The 16,553-nt window shown below is 70.8% G+C and carries 14 protein-coding genes; 4 read left to right on the top strand and 10 right to left on the bottom strand.

Annotation, left to right across the window (positions count from 1 at the left end):
* Nucleotides 1–115 precede the first annotated feature (115 nt).
* The 7 genes from BN39_RS19275 to BN39_RS19245 all read right to left on the bottom strand — a co-directional run bounded on the left by BN39_RS19275 (nucleotide 116) and on the right by BN39_RS19245 (nucleotide 5,842).
* On the bottom strand, nucleotides 116–490 hold the full coding sequence (locus tag BN39_RS19275; protein WP_019204088.1) for a hypothetical protein: 375 nt from the start codon (nucleotides 488–490) through the stop codon (nucleotides 116–118).
* Complete coding sequence (locus BN39_RS19270) at nucleotides 490–1,731, bottom strand: GNAT family N-acetyltransferase (RefSeq protein ID WP_148281538.1); 1,242 nt, start codon at nucleotides 1,729–1,731, stop codon at nucleotides 490–492. The genes BN39_RS19275 and BN39_RS19270 overlap by 1 nt, the downstream gene beginning before the upstream one ends.
* Before the next feature lie 27 nt (nucleotides 1,732–1,758).
* A complete protein-coding gene (locus BN39_RS19265) occupies nucleotides 1,759–2,757 on the bottom strand; it encodes a sulfate/molybdate ABC transporter ATP-binding protein (protein ID WP_040768730.1) in 999 nt (332 codons plus the stop codon).
* The gene (cysW, locus tag BN39_RS19260; protein WP_019204085.1) at nucleotides 2,747–3,565 is read right to left on the bottom strand and encodes a sulfate ABC transporter permease subunit CysW; all 819 of its coding nucleotides are present in this window, start codon (nucleotides 3,563–3,565) and stop codon (nucleotides 2,747–2,749) included. The genes BN39_RS19265 and cysW overlap by 11 nt, the downstream gene beginning before the upstream one ends.
* Entirely contained in the window at nucleotides 3,562–4,353 is a 792-nt protein-coding gene (gene cysT, locus BN39_RS19255) for a sulfate ABC transporter permease subunit CysT (protein ID WP_019204084.1), read from the bottom strand. The genes cysW and cysT overlap by 4 nt, the downstream gene beginning before the upstream one ends.
* Nucleotides 4,353–5,447 carry a sulfate ABC transporter substrate-binding protein gene (locus tag BN39_RS19250; protein ID WP_019204083.1) on the bottom strand — a complete coding sequence of 365 codons (1,095 nt, stop codon included), beginning with the start codon at nucleotides 5,445–5,447 and terminating at the stop codon, nucleotides 4,353–4,355. The genes cysT and BN39_RS19250 overlap by 1 nt, the downstream gene beginning before the upstream one ends.
* A 158-nt stretch (nucleotides 5,448–5,605) precedes the next feature.
* Nucleotides 5,606–5,842, bottom strand: coding sequence for a hypothetical protein (locus tag BN39_RS19245; protein WP_019204081.1), 237 nt, complete (start codon nucleotides 5,840–5,842; stop codon nucleotides 5,606–5,608).
* A 171-nt stretch (nucleotides 5,843–6,013) separates the two neighbouring features.
* Between BN39_RS19245 and BN39_RS19240 the strand changes: the two genes are divergently transcribed.
* On the top strand, nucleotides 6,014–9,028 hold the full coding sequence (locus BN39_RS19240) for a glycoside hydrolase family 38 C-terminal domain-containing protein (protein WP_019204079.1): 3,015 nt from the start codon (nucleotides 6,014–6,016) through the stop codon (nucleotides 9,026–9,028).
* Nucleotides 9,029–9,043: 15 nt separating this feature from the next.
* Here BN39_RS19240 and BN39_RS19235 read toward each other — a convergent pair whose 3' ends face one another.
* Nucleotides 9,044–11,077 (bottom strand): M3 family metallopeptidase, encoded by a 2,034-nt coding sequence (locus tag BN39_RS19235; RefSeq protein WP_019204078.1) that lies wholly within the window; start codon nucleotides 11,075–11,077, stop codon nucleotides 9,044–9,046.
* Nucleotides 11,078–11,280: 203 nt separating this feature from the next.
* On the opposite strand from BN39_RS19235, the gene BN39_RS19230 reads away from it, so the two are divergent.
* Both BN39_RS19230 and BN39_RS19225 read left to right on the top strand, forming a co-directional pair.
* The gene (locus BN39_RS19230; protein WP_019204077.1) at nucleotides 11,281–11,667 is read left to right on the top strand and encodes a hypothetical protein; all 387 of its coding nucleotides are present in this window, start codon (nucleotides 11,281–11,283) and stop codon (nucleotides 11,665–11,667) included.
* Between the two features lie 94 nt (nucleotides 11,668–11,761).
* Nucleotides 11,762–13,768: an HNH endonuclease signature motif containing protein gene (locus BN39_RS19225; protein ID WP_019204076.1), complete on the top strand. Its 2,007-nt coding sequence runs from the start codon at nucleotides 11,762–11,764 to the stop codon at nucleotides 13,766–13,768.
* Between the two features lie 15 nt (nucleotides 13,769–13,783).
* Here the strand turns inward: BN39_RS19225 and BN39_RS19220 are convergent, their stop codons facing one another.
* Both BN39_RS19220 and BN39_RS19215 read right to left on the bottom strand, forming a co-directional pair.
* Nucleotides 13,784–14,437, bottom strand: coding sequence for a pentapeptide repeat-containing protein (locus BN39_RS19220; RefSeq protein ID WP_019204075.1), 654 nt, complete (start codon nucleotides 14,435–14,437; stop codon nucleotides 13,784–13,786).
* Nucleotides 14,437–15,402, bottom strand: a complete 966-nt coding sequence (locus tag BN39_RS19215; RefSeq protein WP_019204074.1) for a nitronate monooxygenase family protein — start codon at nucleotides 15,400–15,402, stop codon at nucleotides 14,437–14,439. Before BN39_RS19215 ends, BN39_RS19220 begins: the two co-directional genes overlap by 1 nt.
* A 35-nt stretch (nucleotides 15,403–15,437) precedes the next feature.
* Between BN39_RS19215 and BN39_RS19210 the strand changes: the two genes are divergently transcribed.
* The gene (locus BN39_RS19210; RefSeq protein WP_019204073.1) at nucleotides 15,438–16,547 is read left to right on the top strand and encodes a winged helix DNA-binding domain-containing protein; all 1,110 of its coding nucleotides are present in this window, start codon (nucleotides 15,438–15,440) and stop codon (nucleotides 16,545–16,547) included.
* Nucleotides 16,548–16,553 lie beyond the last annotated feature (6 nt).

Genomic DNA, 16,553 nt, shown 5'->3' with positions numbered 1-16,553 from the left:
GCGCGGCCCGGGAGCGCAGGTCGACGAGAACCGAGCTCTCGGATTCTGTCCGTCCGTGACAGCGTGTCCACCCCGGACAGGATCAGAGAGTCATCCGCGAGTCGATCGCCCTGCTCTACCGCCCCTCCGGCAACTCGCCGATCCGATGTCGCTCCGAGCCGTCGACGCTCTCCCACACGGCGACTCCGTCGTGCATCGCAGCCCAGAGCGGAGCACCGCCGATTACGGCACGCGGCCAGGTGCGGGCACGTCCGCGCACACGGAGTGAGTCCAGCACGTACTCCTGCATCTGGTCCGCGACGTGGTACGTCTCGTACTCCTCGCCGGCATCCGGGAGGAATCCGATTCCGGTGGCACCGGTGATCCCGGGGAACGACAACCACAGCTCCACGGCTCCCTGCGGCGGCCACTCCAGTGCGTACTTCAGCCCGGACACGTGCATGTCCCGCTCCACCCGCAGGAGCGCGGGCGAGGTCGCCGGGTCGCGCATCAGAACATCTCGACGGTCCACGGCCGGCGCGGGCTGAACAGCATGAGATCCGCACGGGCGGCGGCGCCGTCGGCCAGCTCGCGGATGTCGCCGAGCGCCACCCGCCGGGACACGGGCTCGTCGTACAGCCACAGGCGGCCGAGGTCGGCGAGGCCGACCGCGAGGTCCGCGGGCTCATCGGTGCGCACGCACTCCCCCGCGCCGCCGTCGGTGGTGATGGCGAACCGCCCGTGCGCGGGACCGGGGCCGGCATCGTCGAACCCGGGATCGGTCACGTCGAGCACCAGGCGGCCGGGCGCGGCGTAGCGGCGCGCGGAAAACAGCGCCGGCACGTCGAACGGCCGGATCCACAGGTAGTCCATGCGATTGGACACCTGAACGGTGCGCGGGTCGGCGGGCACCGTGGTCACCACGTCGTCCAGCGCACGCTGCGCGGCCACGACCGAGGTCACCCAGTCGATGCTCATGGCGAACGCCCACAGGTCGCGCTCGGCGGCGGCGTCGACGCCGAGCAACTCGGTGACGGTGACCGTCGAATCGGGTCGTGCGTCGGACCACTTGCCGGCGACGGTGTACGAGAGCACGCCCGCCACTTCCCCGCCGCGGCGCAGCACGAGCCGCTGCTTGTCGCCGGTGTCGGGGCCGAGGACGCCGGCGGCCTTGCGGCCGTTGACGTCCAGGCGTGAGACCCGGCCGGGGAAGGTGAGAACCTCGCGCATCAGGTTCGCCGCCTCGAGGTACTCCTCGCCGGACACGTACCGCACTTCGTCGACGGGCGGTCGCGGCAGCCGGGCCCGGTCCACGGTGATCCGGTAGTCCACGACCTCGGTGCTCTGCCCGAAGCCGTAGCGGCCGTAGATGGCGTGCTCCGCCGCGATGAGAGTCGCTGCGGCGGCGCCGTTCTCGACGGCGGTGGCGAGGCACTCGCGCATGTGGCGCCCCAGGATCCCGCGGCGGCGGTGCGTGGGCAGCACGGTGACGGCCGAGACGGCGCGCACGGGCACGCGGGCACCGCCGACCGCGGTGAGCTCCTGATCGAAGGAGAGGAAGGTGCCCACGGTGCGGCCGCCGTCGACGGCGACCCGGTGATCGAGGTTTTCGAGATCGGCCAGGATCGCCTCGGTCCACGCCTCGGCGTTCTCCAGTCGGTGCTGGAAGCCGATGGACGCGCATTCCTGGAAGCCGGTGTACTGCTCGGGGGTCGTGACGCGCTGGAAGTCGATTCCGCCGGTATCGGTCATACCGACCACGGTACCGATGCGCACAACCTAATTCCGCGCGGCGATCTCCGGCACGTGGGTGGCGCGGACGTACACCACGTCGCCGTCGGAGAGGTCCAGCGCGGACGCGTCGCCACGGGTGATCTGCGCCTGGAAACGCTCGCCCGTGGCGGCGTTCCTGAGCTCCACCCGCACCTCGAATCCGAGGTACACGACGCGCTCCACCTCGGCCCGCAGCACGCCCGCCTCCTCCGAGGTGAGGCCGCCGGCTCGGGCCATCTCGGGCGTACGGCCGACGCGGATGTCGTGCGGCCGCACCATGACTCCGTTGAGCTTGGCCACCGAGCCGAGGAACGACATGACGAACGGCGTCGCGGGCCTGTCGTACACGTCCTCCGGCGTGCCCACCTGCTCGATCCTGCCCTTGTTGAGCACGGCGATCCGGTCGGCGATGTCGAGGGCCTCCTGTTGATCGTGCGTCACGATCACGGTGGTCACGTGCACCTCGTCGTGCAGGCGGCGCAGCCACGCCCGCAGCTCGTCGCGCACCTTGGCGTCGAGGGCGCCGAACGGCTCGTCGAGGAGCAGCACCTGCGGGTCCACCGCGAGAGCGCGGGCGAGGGCCATCCGCTGGCGCTGGCCGCCGGACAGCTGCGCGGGGTACCGCTTCTGGAAGCCCGCGAGGCCCACCACGTCGAGCAGCTCGTCGACCTTCGCCTTGACCTCGGCGGCGGGGCGTTTCCGGATCTTCAGTCCGAACGCGACGTTCTCCCGCACCGTCATGTGCTTGAACGCCGCGTAGTGCTGGAACACGAAGCCGATGTCCCGCTCCTGCGGCGAGGCGTCGGTCACGTCGGCGCCGTTGATCTCGACCCGTCCCGAGTCGAGCCGGTCCAGGCCGGCGATCGACCGCAGCAGCGTCGACTTCCCGGAACCCGACGGGCCGAGCAGCGCGGTCAGCGAACCGTCGGGGATCTCCAGGGAAACGTCGTCCAGGGCGGCGAAGTCACCGTAGTGCTTGTTCGCGCCCACCACGCTAATCGTCATCTCGGTTCCTCCGCCGGGTCGCTTCGAGCAGGGTCATCACCACGAGCGCGATGAGCGCGAGCCCCATGAGCAGGGTCGCGGCCGCGTAGGCGCCGAAGGTGTTGTAGTCGTCGTGGTTGCGGGAGCTCACCAGCAGGGTGAGGGTCTGCGAGATCCCCGGGAAGTTCGAGGACACCATGAGCACGGCCCCGTACTCGCCCAGCGCCCGCGCGACGGTGAGCACCACGCCGTAGGTCAGGCCCCAGCGGATCGCGGGCAACGTGATCCGCCAGAACGTCTGCCACGCGTTCGCGCCCAGGGTCGACGCCGCCTCCTCCTGCTCGGTGCCGATCTCGTGCAGCACCGGCTCCACCTCGCGGACCACGAACGGCAGCGTCACGAAGATCGTGGCGAGCACCATGCCCGGCAGGCCGAACACGATGCGGAAGCCCGTCGATTCGATGCCTCCGAACCAGCCGCCGACGCCCCACAGCATGATCAGGGCGACGCCCACGACCACCGGCGACACCGCGAACGGCAGGTCCACCGCGGCCTGCAGGGCGGCCTTCCCGCGGAACCTCGTGCGCGCCAGCGCCAGGGCCGTGAGCACGCCGAAGACCACGTTGAGCGGCACCACGATCAGCACGATGAGGATCGACAGCTGCAGCGCCGAGATCGCCGCGGGCGTGGTGATCCATTCCCAGAACACGCCCAGACCACGCTCGAAGGAGCGGTACAGGATGATCGCGATCGGCAGGATCAGGAGCAGGAACAGGTAGAGCAGGGCGACGGTGCGCAGCCCCAGGACCGACTTCTTCGACAGCCTCATTCGTCCGTCTCCTCCCGCTTCGCGGCCCGCGATCCGACGACGCGCATGACGGCCAGCAGCACGAACGCGATCGCGAGGAGCGCCACGGACACCGCGGAGGCGGCCACCTGGTTGTCGACCTCGAGCTGCTGCTGGATGTACTGCGAGGCCACCTGGGTCTGGCCCGGGATGTTGCCGCCCACGAGGACGACGGAGCCGAACTCGCCGATCGCGCGGGTGAACGCGAGCCCGGCGCCGGACAGGATCGCGGGCAGCAGCGTGGGAAGGACGATGGTGGCCACGATGACGCGGTTCGGCGCGCCCAGCGACGCCGCGGCCTCCTCGACCTCCCGGTCGAGCTCGATGAGCACCGGCTGCACCTGCCGCACCACGAACGGCAGCGTGACGAACGCGAGGGCGATGATCAGCGCGGGCTGGGTGGCGTTGAGCGTCAGGCCGATGGGGCTGTCCGGCCCGTAGAGCGAGAGCAGCACGATCGACGCGACGATGGTGGGCAGCGCGAACGGCAGGTCGATGAGGGCGTTGACGATCCCCTTCCCGGGGAAGTCGTCGCGCACCAGCACCCAGGCGATCACGGTGCCCATCACCACGTTGAGGAGCGTCACCAGGAGCGACACCCACACCGTGATGAGCAGCGTGGAGACCGCGTTCCTGGCCGTGAGCGCCTCCCAGAAGCCCGAGAAGCCGTTGTCGAAGGCCTTGGTCGTGATGGCCGCGATCGGCAGCAGCACGATCACGGAGACCCACAGCCACGCCACGCCGATGCGCAGCGACCCCAGCGCGCGCATCACTTGCCCCCGGACTTGTAGGCGGCGGAGACGGTGCCCTTGTCGCCGAACAGCGCGGCGTCCACTGCGGGCCATCCGGTGAGGTCCTTGCCCTTGTTCTTGGCCGCGGTGCCCCTGCCGAGCTCGGCGCCGAGCTCCTCGACGGTCCACACCCGTTGCGGCTGCGCGCCGAACAGGCTCGCGGTCTCGGCGGCGATCGCGGGATCCGAGGCGCGGAAACCGGAGGCCGGCAGCGCGCGCTGGGCGGCCGGCGAGAACAGGAAGTCCACGAACCGCCGCGCGGCCTCGGGGTCCTGGGCGGTGTTCACCACGGCGACGGGCAGCTCGATCCGCACCGTCTGGGGCGGGATGAAGTACTCGGGCCGCGGCTTCCGGCCGGCCTCGGACTGGCGCTGCAGCAGCACGGCCTCGCTCTCGTAGCTGAGCAGGACGTCGCCCTGCCCCGATTCGAAGGCGGCGGTCGCGTCGCGGCCGGAGCCGGGGCTGACGGTGGTGTGCTCGCGGACGAGCCGCTTGACGAAGTCCAGCCCCGCCGCCGGGTTCTTGCCGCCGTCGGACAGCGCGGCGTACGGGGCGAGCAGGTTCCACTTGGCGGAGCCGGAGCTGGCCGGATTGGGGGTGATCACCTCGACGCCGGGCTTGAGCAGGTCCTGCCAGTCGTGGATGCCCTTGGGGTTCCCGGGTCGCACGACCACGGCGACGTACGAGGAGAACGGCACGGAATCGTAGGGGTGCGCCTTCTCCCAGTCCGCGTCGATCACGCCGGCCTTGACGTCGCGCGTCACGTCGGGCTGTACGGAGAAGTTCACCACGTCGGCGGGGACGTGCCGCGCGACCTTACGGGACTGGTCCCCCGAGGCGCCGTACGACTGCGAGAAGCCCACGTCGGGGTTGGACTCGCGGAACAGAGGGATGGCCTTGTCGAACGCGGGCTTGGCGGCGGCGAAGCCCACCAGGTTCACCTGGTACTCGCCGCTGGAGATGTCGACGCCGTCCGGATCGTCCGTCGCGCCGCCCCCGCACGCGGTGAGCAGGGTCACCAGGGCGACGGCGACCACGCCGCGGGCGCGGCCGCGCAGGGTCCTGTCGGTCAATTCTCGCCGTTCTCGTCGCGCGGGCAGGTCAGGCGGGAATGGTACGAGGCCTCGGTCAGAGGGTGAGCGCCCACGCGACGACGAGCAGCACCAGCAACCCGATCAGCGCGAGGGTCACCTTGGACTTGGGGATCGGCAGTCGCCTGCCTCCGCTGCTCTCAGACACCGTCATCGTTCCCTTCATATGGCTCCCGACCTGCGGCGTCGGTGTGTCCGGCGCGCGCCAGGCGGGCGTCGAGCGCGTCTGCGACGCGATCGATGAGCGCGGTCAGTACCCGAACCACCAGTATTGCGATCATCGCGAGCACAACCATCACCAGCACGACCTGCGGCACGAAGGGCAGACCGGTGAGCCAGAGCTCGACCGAATCCCACCACCGCGCGATCGCCTGCATGGGGCCAGCCTAGCGACCGCACATAGGGCGGTCGCCCCGGCGCCTCAGGGTGATGACCGTGCGCGCGCAGAACGACGTCCCGGCCGTCGAGTCCCCGATGGCCGGCGAACGGTCCCGCCTCGGCGTTTCCTTCGCCGCCCATCACACGCCCTGAGGTCGTAATCTTCGGTCATGCATGACGACCGGCGGCTGACCGAAGAGCGTCTCGACAGGTTCGTGAACGGCTTCCTCAACGGGGCCGTGTACGGCGAGACGGCACCGGTCACGGTGACGGCGTGGGCCGCGCCCGGGGAGCCAGTGCCGTTCGCCGAGGCGGCCCGGCAGGAGTTCACGCCGATCGTGGAGGGAACTCCGTGGGGCGCGCCGTGGTCCACGCTCTGGCTGCACGTGACCGGCGCTCCTCCAGCGGCGTGGGCGGCGGACGGCGCCCGTGCGACGGAACTGCGGGTAGAGCTGGGCTTCACCGGCGGGCCGGGATTCAACGCGGAGGCGCTGGTCTACCGGGCCGACGGCACCGTCGTCAAGGGCGTCTCGCCGTTCAACGCCCACGTCCCGCTGGAGCCTGGCGAGCGCGTGGACCTGTACATCGAGGCGGCCGCCAACCCGGACCTCGGCGGGGACTTCGTCTCGCCGACCCCGTTGGGCGACAGGACGACCGCGGGCGACGGTCCGCTGTACTGGCTGGGCCGGATCGAGCTGGCGCAGCGGGACCTCGCCGTGTGGGAGTTGCAGCAGGACGTGTGGACGCTGAACGGCCTCATGCACGAGTTGCCGTTCGATCTGCCACGACGGCACGAGGTGCTGCGCGCGTTGGAGCGGATGCTCGATGCGGTGGACCCGCACGACGTTCCGGGCACCGCGGCGGCGGGCCGCGCCGAGCTGGCGGGCGCTCTCGAGCGGCCGGCGTACGCGAGCGCGCACCGGGTCTCGGCGGTGGGACACGCGCACATCGACTCGGCGTGGCTGTGGCCGGTCCGGGAGACGGCGCGGAAGTGCGCCAGGACCTTCGCCAACGTGGTGGACCTCATGGACCGCGATCCGGAGTTCCGGTTCGCGTGCTCGTCCGCGCAGCAGTTCGCCTGGGTCAAAGAGCGCTACCCGGACCTGTACGAGCGAATCCGGGAGAAGGTGGCCGAGGGGCGGTTCGTCCCGGTGGGCGGCATGTGGGTGGAGGCCGACACGAACATGCCCGGGGGCGAGGCGATGGCGCGACAGTTCGTGCAGGGCAAGCGGTTCTTCCTCGAGGAGTTCGGGGTGGACACCCCCGAGGCGTGGCTTCCGGACTCGTTCGGATACTCCGCGGCGATGCCGCAGATCGTGGCGGCCGCGGGATCACGCTACTTCCTCACGCAGAAGCTCTCGTGGAACCAGACGAACCGGATGCCGCACTCGACGTTCCTGTGGGAGGGCATCGACGGCACGGCGTTGTTCACGCACTTCCCGCCCGTCGACAAGTACAACTCGGACCTGTCCGGCGCGGATCTGGCGCGGGCGCAGAAGAACTACCGGGAGCAGGGCGCGGGCACGTGCTCGCTCGTCCCGTTCGGGTGGGGCGACGGTGGCGGCGGCCCCACTCGGGAGATGCTCGCGGCGGCCCGGCGCACGGCCTCGCTGGAGGGCTCCCCGACGGTGTCCATCGAATCCCCCGCCGCGTTCTTCGCGCGCGCCGAGGCCGAATACGTTTCACCGCCACGGTGGTCCGGCGAGCTGTACCTGGAGTTCCACCGCGGCACCTACACCTCGCAGGCGAACACCAAACAGGGCAACCGGCGCAGCGAACACCTCCTGCGCGAGGCCGAGCTGTGGGCGACGACGGCGACGGTGCGCACCGGTTCCGCCTACCCGGCCGCGGAACTGGAGGAGATCTGGCGGCTGGTGCTGCTGCAGCAGTTCCACGACATCCTGCCCGGCAGCTCGATCGCCTGGGTGCACCAGGACGCCGAGCGCAACTACGCGGCGGTGGCGAAACGACTGGAGCGGATCATCGGCACCGCCCTGGAGGCGCTGGCGAACGGCGGTGACGCCGGCGCACAACCGATTTCGGCGTCGACCGGCCGGCGGCTGGTGTTCAACGCGGCCCCGCACCCGCGCGACGGCGTGCCCGCGTTGGGCGCCGCGTTCGTCGACGTCGCGAGCCCACTCGCCCCGACGGCGGAGGGCGACGGCTTCCGGCTGGACAACGGCGTCGTCTCCGCCCTCGTCGACGCGCGCGGCCTGCTGGTCTCGCTCGTCGACACAGCGACCGGCAGGGAGGCGATGGCCGCGCCGGGCAACCTGCTCCAGGTGCACCGCGACATCCCGAACCACTGGGAGGCGTGGGACATCGACTCCTTCTACCGCCGCGACGTGACCGACCTTGTCGAGGCCGGATCCGTGGCGGTCGGCGGCGACGCGGTCGTGGTGCGCCGCACGTTCGGGGACTCCACGATCACGCAGCGGATCACGCTGCGCGCGGGCTCCCCCGCCCTCGACATCGAGACCGAGATCGACTGGCACGAGACGCAGAAACTACTCAAACTGGCGTTCCCGCTCGACGTGCACGCCGACCGCAGCGCCGCAGAGACCCAGTTCGGCCACGTGTTCCGCCCGACGCACGCCAACACGTCGTGGGACGCGGCGAAGTTCGAGATCTGCGCGCATCGCTGGGTGCACGTCGGCGAGGCCGGCTACGGGGTCGCGGTCGCCAACGACTCCACATACGGCCACGACATCGGGCGGCACACTGGCGAGGACGGGGCCACGCGCACCGTCGTGCGGCTGTCGCTGCTCCGGGCGCCCCGCTACCCGGATCCGCAGGCCGACCGGGGGCGGCACGTGCTGTCGGCGTCCGTCCGGCCGGGCGCCGCGATCGGTGACGCCGTCGAGGAGGGCTACCGGCGCAACCTCTCGCCGCGGATCGTCGACGGTGCCGCCACCCTCGTGGAACCGCTCGTCGCCGTGGATGATCCGGCGGTGGTCGTGGAGTCCGTGAAGCTGGCCGAGGACGGCAGCGGCGACGTGGTGGTGCGGTTGTACGAGTCGCGCGGTGGCCGCGCCGACGCGACGGTGACCGCGGCCTTCCCGCACGACGGTGCCGTGTTCACGGACCTCCTGGAGCGGCCCCTGGACGGCACCGATCTCGGGACCGGCGCGGTGCGGGTGGCGCTGCGCCCCTTCATGATCGCCACCCTGCGCTTCCGCCGCTGATCCGGCGGTGGATCGTCAGCCCAGGCCGCGACGGGCGAGCAGCGGCGCGATATCGGCGTCGGCGCCGCGGAAGTCGCGGTAGGCCTGTGAGGAGTCGACGCTGCCGCCGCGCGACAGCACGGCCGCACGGAGCCGTTCGCCGTTGTCCCGCGTCGGGCCGCCGTTCTCCGTGAACCAGGCGGTGGCGTCGGCGTCGAGCACCTCCGACCAGATGTAGCTGTAGTAGCCGGCGCTGTACCCGCCGGCGAAGACGTGGTTGAAGAACGGGCCGCGGTAGCGGGGCGGCACACCGTGCACGTCGAGCCCCGCGTCCGCCAGCGCGCCCGCCTCGAAGGCCTCGACGTCGTCCACGACGGTGCCCGGCGTGATGGTGTGCCACGCCAGGTCGATGACGGCGGCGCCGAGGTATTCGACGGTGCTGAACCCCTCACCGCGGGTGCCGGGTTCGAGCACGGATTCCCGCAGGTGCTGCGGCAGCGGCTCGCCCGTCTCGTGGTGCCGGGCGTACCCGTCGAGGATGGTGGGCCACGCCGCGAACATCTCGTTGAACTGCGAGGGGAACTCGACGAAGTCGCGGGGCACGCTGGTGCCCGAGAAGTACGGGTACCGCACGTCGGAGAGCAGGCCGTGCAGCGCGTGCCCGAACTCGTGGAAGACGGTGGTCACCTCGTCGCGTGTGAGCAGCGCGGGGCGGCCGGCGGGAGGCGCCACGAAGTTGCACACGTTGATCACCACGGGCTGCTCGCCGAGCAGGTGCGACTGGTCCACGAAGCTCGTCATCCACGCGCCGCCCCGCTTACTGGGGCGCGCGAAGTAGTCGCCGACGAACAGGCCCAGCGGCGCACCGTCGGGGCCCGTGACCTGCCAGGCGCGCGCGGCGGGGTTGTGCAGTGCAAGGTCGGTGCGCTCGGTGAAGTCGAGCCCGTACATGCGCCGCGCCGCCTCGAAGACGCCGTTCTCGATGACGCTGTCGAGTGCGAGGAACTCGCTGAGCGGGGGGCCGTCCTCGGCTCCCTCGCTCGCCTGCGCGCGCCGCTCGGCGATGCGCGCGTAGTACGGCCAATCCCACGCCTCGATCGGGTGGCCCGCGATCTCCTCCAACTCGGCGCGCTCGGCGGCCGCGTTGCGCGCCGCGGGGGCGGCGAGGTCGCGCAGCATCTGCTGTGCGGCCTCGGCGGTTCCCGCCGTCTGGTCGGCGATCTGGAACGCGGCGTGGTGCGGGTAGCCGAAGAGCCCGGCCCGCTCGGCGCGGAGACCGGCGACGCGGGCGATCAGCTCGCGGGTGTCGTTGGCGTCCCCGCGGGTGTTGCGGCCGGACGAGGCCTCGAAGAGGCGGCGCCGCGACTCGCGGTCCGTCAGGCGGGCCAGGTTCGGCTGGTTCAGGGGATAGCCGAGGGCGAGCAGGTAGCCGTCCTTCCCCGCGGCCTCGGCGGCGGCGCGCGCGGCGGCGACGGCGTCGGGCTCCAGCCCGTCGAGCTGCGCCTCGGACGCGAAATGCACGGCGGAGGCGTTGGTCTCGGCGAGCGCGCGGCGCGAGAACTCGGTGGTGAGCTCCGCGAGCTCGGTGTTGATCGCACGAAGTCGTTCCTGCGCGGCGTCGTCGAGTCCCGCGCCGGCGCGGGTGAACCGGAGGTGGTAGCGCTCCAGCAGGCGTCGCTGCTCCTCGGTCAGATCGAGCGATTCGCGGCGCGTATGCACGTCGTCGACCCGCCCGAACAGGGCACTGTCCATGAGGATCGCGTCGGAGTGCGCGGACAGCTGCGGGGAGATCGTCGCCTGCGCCTCCTCAAGCGCATCGGTGCGGTCCGTCGACGTGAGCGAGAAGAACACCGCCGCCACGCGGCCGAGGTCGCGCCCTGCCCGCTCCAACGCCTCGACGGTGTTCTCGAAGGTTGCGGGGTCCGGGTTCTCCGCGATCGCGGCGATCTCCCGGCGGTTCCGGGCGAAGGCCTCCGCGAAGGCCGCCACGAAGTCCACCTCGGCGAAGGTTCCGAAGTCCGGGAGTGCGAACGGCAGGGTGCTGGGTGCGAGAACGGCGTCGACTGTCACACCGTCGAACCTACCGCTGCCGCGCGATCGGGTGTGTTCCCCCGCTCCGTCTGAGTATTTCCGCGGATCCGCCCCGCGCCGATCCGCGCGAAAGTCATTCCATGCACGGCGATACGTCGGGGACTCGCCACTCCTCGGCATCGCCGTCACCTCGGCGCCACCGCGCTGGGCGTTCATCTCGCAACACTGGCAGGAGGAATCTGATGACCGATCTCACCCAGCATCATTCGACGGACACCGAACCGGGGGCTCCCCGCACGACGGGGCAACTCGTCGACGCGACCGTGGGCGCGATCCTGCTCGTCGCGCTCGTCCTCGTGGACGCCCTCGCCGTGATGGCGTTCGGGTACGCCGCGGGCATGGCCTCGGATCCGTGCACGTACCAGGATTGCTCGTCGCACGGATCCTTCTGGCCGGCGGTGTGGACGATGGGCGGGCTCACGCTGGCAGGCATCGTCTTCGCACTGTTCTGGTACTTCCGCGCCATGGGGCGCCGGGAGTCGACGGTGCTGTGGCCGTTCGCAGGATTCGCGTTCACCATCGTCGGGTGGATGTACGGGACGGCCCTCGCCTCCCCGGTCTTCGCGTGAGCCCCGCCGGGGCGCCTCCACACATAGTGCACCCCAGGAACATTCAGCATATGTTGTGCAGCTTTGTCTGGGAGAGGCGCGTATCATCGAATGTATGAGCCAGGTAGACGATGCATTCGAACACGGGAGAGCGGTCCGCCGACCGCTGCCTCCCGATTTCGAGGACGTCGCAGGCCTCGACGCCGGCGCCCTGCTGGCAGACCTGCGCTCGGTGCTCGCCGAGGCGAACCGATTGGAGGCCCGCAAGAACGCAGTGCTCTCCCAACTGTTCGCCGTCCGTGACGATGCCCGACGGTGCCGGGCCGAGTCCGATCGCCGGTTCGTCGGAGACTGGGACGAACTCGTCGCCGAGGCGGGTGCGGTGCTGCAGGTCGGGCGCGGCGGCGCCTCCGCGGCCGTGCACCGCGGGCTGGACCTCCGCGAACGGTTGCCGCGCGTGTTCGCGGTCTGTGCCACCGGCATCGTGACGAACCAGCAGCTCTACGCCGTGCTGCGGTACGCCTCGGCGATCATCGACGAGTACGTGCTCCACGAATTCGACGTCCGGATGGCCGCCTGGTTATCGGGAATACTGTCCGATCCGGACACCGCCGTCACCGCCTCGGCGGTGGAGGAGGCCGCGAAGCAGATCCTGGTGCGGATCGACATCGACGCCGTCCCCCAGGTGCCGGAGAAGAAGCCCCGCTTCGGCATCGACATGCACTCCCGCGCCGACGGCACCGTCGACATCGAAGCGATCATCCCGAAGGCCGACGGCATCCGGTTCGCCGCCCTCCTCGCGGACATGTTCAAGACCACCTGCCGCAAAGACCCCCGCACCCTCGGCGAACGACAGGTCGCCGCCCACGCCGCCCTGATCGAAGGCTACGAGACCCTCGGCTGCCAATGCTCCAACGCTGCCTGCCGGTTCAAGGAACGCAAACCCCGCACGGCGGCCGTGGCATCGGAAGTGAAAGCCCTGGCGCTGATCCTCCTCAACGAATCCGACCTCCGCACACCGGATGCCGCCGCAGCCGAACCCCAGCCCGCCACCACGACGTCCGAAGCCCCCGCCACGGCCTGCGACCCCGCCGCCGAGTCCGCGGTCGACGACACGATCACCCTGTTCGACGAACCACCCGCCACCGAAGACACCACGACCGATGCGGACGACGCAAGCAGCGCGAACGTCACGAACGACGCGGACAACGCAGATGGTGCGGGCGACGTATTCGTAACAACCGGGGGCATCGTCTCCGGCGACTCGGGTGCGCAGCCCGCGGCATCTCCGCCGACTTCGCCCGCGGCGCATGAATCTCGCGAATCGACCGGCCCAGGATTATCGCCTGAATCGGCATCAGCCCCGAGCTCGTCGGGTGGAGCGTATGTGGTGTGCGACGAACTCGGGATCTCCGGGCCGGTCACCGCGGAGCAGGCGAACGACCTGATCGCCGACTGCGACACCACCATCCGCGTCCTCGGCAAACGGGACTCGGTCACCGGGGAGATCCACATCGCGGGGGCCTCGGGTTACACGCCGACGCAGTATCAGCTTCTGATCATGCGGCTGACCTACCCGACGTGTGTGTTCCCCGGCTGCAGCGTGCCGTCCACCCGCTGCCAGGCCGACCACGTCGCCGAATACGACCACCGCAACCCCGAACGCGGCGGACCCACCACCGTCGCCGGGAAGGACGGCCCCGGGAACCTCGTACCGCTCTGTGGATTCCACCACCGCATCAAAACCGAAACCGGATGGCTCTCCGACCTCCTCGACGACGGCACCGTCGAATGGCACCACCCCGCCGGCGGGATCTGGCTCACCCCACCCGGCGCCGCGCAGGAGATCCTGCCCGGACTCGGGAAACTCATCTGGGACACCCCTGCCCGCACCGAATCAGAAGAGGAACCCGAACAGCCGCAGACCTTCGACACCCACGCCGAACACCGCGCCCAACAACGCCGGGACGAACGCACCCGCAACCGCCGCATCCGACTCGAGAAGGCCAAGAAGCGCGCCGAGGAACGACTCCGGAAGGAGCTGGAACGCCAACGTAAGCAGGCCGAAGAGCAGGGCGTCGAGTTCGTCCCGAACACCGAACCCGAACCCCCGCCGTTCTGAGGAACCGGGCGTGCGTCAGCCCAGGATCTGGATCCCCAGGTGTGCTGCGAAGGACTCCGCGAGCCCGACCACCTGGGTGTGCGACATGGTGGCGCCGGCGATCCCCTCGACCCCGCGGATCCGCTCGACCTGCAGCCCCCGGAGGTCGACGTTACTCAGCGTCGCCCGCGTGAGGTCCAGCTCGCCCGCGCGGCAGCCCTCGAAGGACACCCGCGTGAGGCCGGCGTCACCCACGTCGACCCCCTCCAGCACGCAGTCACGGAACACCACGTCGGTCAGGCCGGCGCCGCGGAGGTTCACGAAACCCAGACGGACGTCGGTGAACACGACGGACCGGAGCTTGGCGTCCATGAGCTCGACGGCGCCGATTCGCGCATCCGTGATCTCCACCTGCCGCAGCGTCGACCGCGGGGCCTTGAACCCGGTGGCGAACAGCCCGGTCATCCGTGTCTCCAGCAGGGCGACATCGGCGAACGTGGTGTCGCGGATCTCCCACTCGGCAAGCTCGCACTCACTGAACGTGATTCCGCCGAGATCGCGGCCGCGGACCGTCGGGCCCGCGAACCGCAGGCGGTCGTACGTCTCCCCCGGCACCAGCGCCTCGGTGTCGCCGTCCTCCAGGCCGGCGAGCGTGAACGACGAGATCTTGGGTGCGACGATCCCGGCCATCAGTCCAGCACCCCCGCCACGGCGCGCAGCCTGGCCTCCGCGTCGGAGGCGATACTCGCCACCACCTCCCGGGCGGGGCGCGCGGTGTCCACGAGCCCGGCGACCTGCCCGGCGTACACCACGCCCTGCGCGGGGTCGTTACCGTCGTAGGCGGCGCTGACCTGTTCCTCGTCGCCGCTCGACGGCCCCGCGCCGTCGCCGTCGTGCCAGCGCGACGTGAAGTCGTTGGTGAGCGCCCGGCCGAACCACCGGGTGGGCCACGGCTGGTGTCTCGCCTTGTCGAACACGTCGGTGTACACGGTGTCGGCACTCCCGGCCTCGAGCAGCGCGGGCACCGCGTACTCCGGTCCGACCGTCTCCGGGGACGCCAGCAGGGCGGTTCCCACCAGCGCGCCCTGGGCGCCCGCGGCCAGCACCGCCGCGAGGCCGGCGCCGCTGCCGATGCCGCCCGCGGCCAGTACGGGCAGCTCCGTGGCGCGCAGGATCTCCTGCAGCAGAGGGAGGGTCGCGATCCTGCCGGTGTGACCGCCCGCCTCGGCGCCCTGCGCGACGACGGCGTCCACCCCGGCCGCCTCCACCTCACGCAGATCCTCGATCGAGTTGATCTGCGAGATCACCACGGCACCGGACTCCTTGACCCGCTGCACGTACGGCGCGGGATCACCGAACGAGAGGGAGACCAGTGTCGGATTCGCGGCCAGAACGGCGTCGAGCAGTTCCCCCTCGCCGAGGGACCAGGTCTGCAACCCGAACGCGAGCGGCGCGTCCTCTCCGGCCGCCTCGCGGATCACCGCGAGTTGCTCCGCGATCCACTCCGGAGTGGCGTACCGGGCGGCGCCGATCATGCCGAGGCCACCGGCGGCGGTCACCTGCCCCGCGAGCGCTCCTCCGGCGCGGCCGCCCATGGGGGCACCGAGGATCGGCAGGTCGATGTTCAGGGTGCGAGTCAACCAGGTGTTCCACACACCGACGAGGCTACGCCCGTGGAAGGATCGGGTTCATGGTGACCGTCGATCCCGAGATCCGCCGCGTTCGCGCCCTCCGGCTCCGTGCCCAGGGGCTCGTGCCCGGCGTCCGGGACTGGCGCACGGCGGCGGACGCGGCCCGCGGAATGCTGGCCGTCCAGGCCCAGGACGCCGGGGCTGCCCGGTTCGCGTTGTCGCTGCGCGCCGCGGACCGGCCCGACGATGCGGCGGTGCTCGCCGACCTCGCCGAACGCAGGCTAGTTCGCAACCGGCCGGCCCGCGGGACGCTACAGATCTGCGCGCCCGAGGACCTGCATTGGCTCAGCGCGGCCCTCACGGTGCGCTCGCGCGCCGAATCCGCCAGGAGGCGGCCGCAGCTCGGCCTCACCGACGCCATGGTCGACGGTGCCGACGCCGCCGTCCGGACCGCGCTCGCGGGCGGGAAGAGCCTACCGCGAACGGATCTCGTGGACGCGTGCGCAGCCGCGGGCATCGCGTTCGACACGTCGCAGGCGAGCCACGTCCTGCGCGATCTCACCGAGGCGATGACGATCGTGTTCGCCGACCCCACGGCGAAGGGCGATGCGTTCGCCCTCGCCGACGATTGGATCACCGACCGCCGGGAACCGGACCATGCTCTGGGAGAGGCGGTCTCGCGTTTCGTGGGCGGCCGCGGTCCGGTGACCCGGCAGGACGTCGGCAAGTGGGCGTACCTGCCCATGGGCGCCGTCGACGAGGGCATCGAGGCCGCCGGTGACGCCATCGACCGGATCACGCTCGCGGGCACCCACTACCTGGTGCCGGCGGGCACCGCGGATATCACCGACGACGAGGTGGACGCCGCCCTCGCGTCGCCACTCCTGCTCCCCGGGTTCGACGAGTACGTCATCGGATACGGCTCCCGTGCAGCACAACTCGACGAGACCTACTTCAATCGCATCGTGCCCGGACGCAACGGCGTCTTCAAGCCGATGGTGGTGGTCGACGGTGAGATCGTCGGGACGTGGGCGCGGAAGTCGACGGCGAAGGCCGTGAAGATCACCGTCGAACCGTTCACTCGGATCACGGTCGCGACGAGGCGCCGCCTCGCAGGAGCGGCCCGTGGCTACGGGGAGTTCCTGGGGCTCGAGGCGACGCTCGCCTGACCCGAC

Origin of the sequence: Tsukamurella sp. 1534 (assembly GCF_000312385.1) — a bacterium.
In the GTDB taxonomy this organism is placed as follows: Bacteria; Actinomycetota; Actinomycetes; order Mycobacteriales; family Mycobacteriaceae; genus Tsukamurella.
This window is presented reverse-complemented; position numbering and strand designations above follow the sequence as displayed.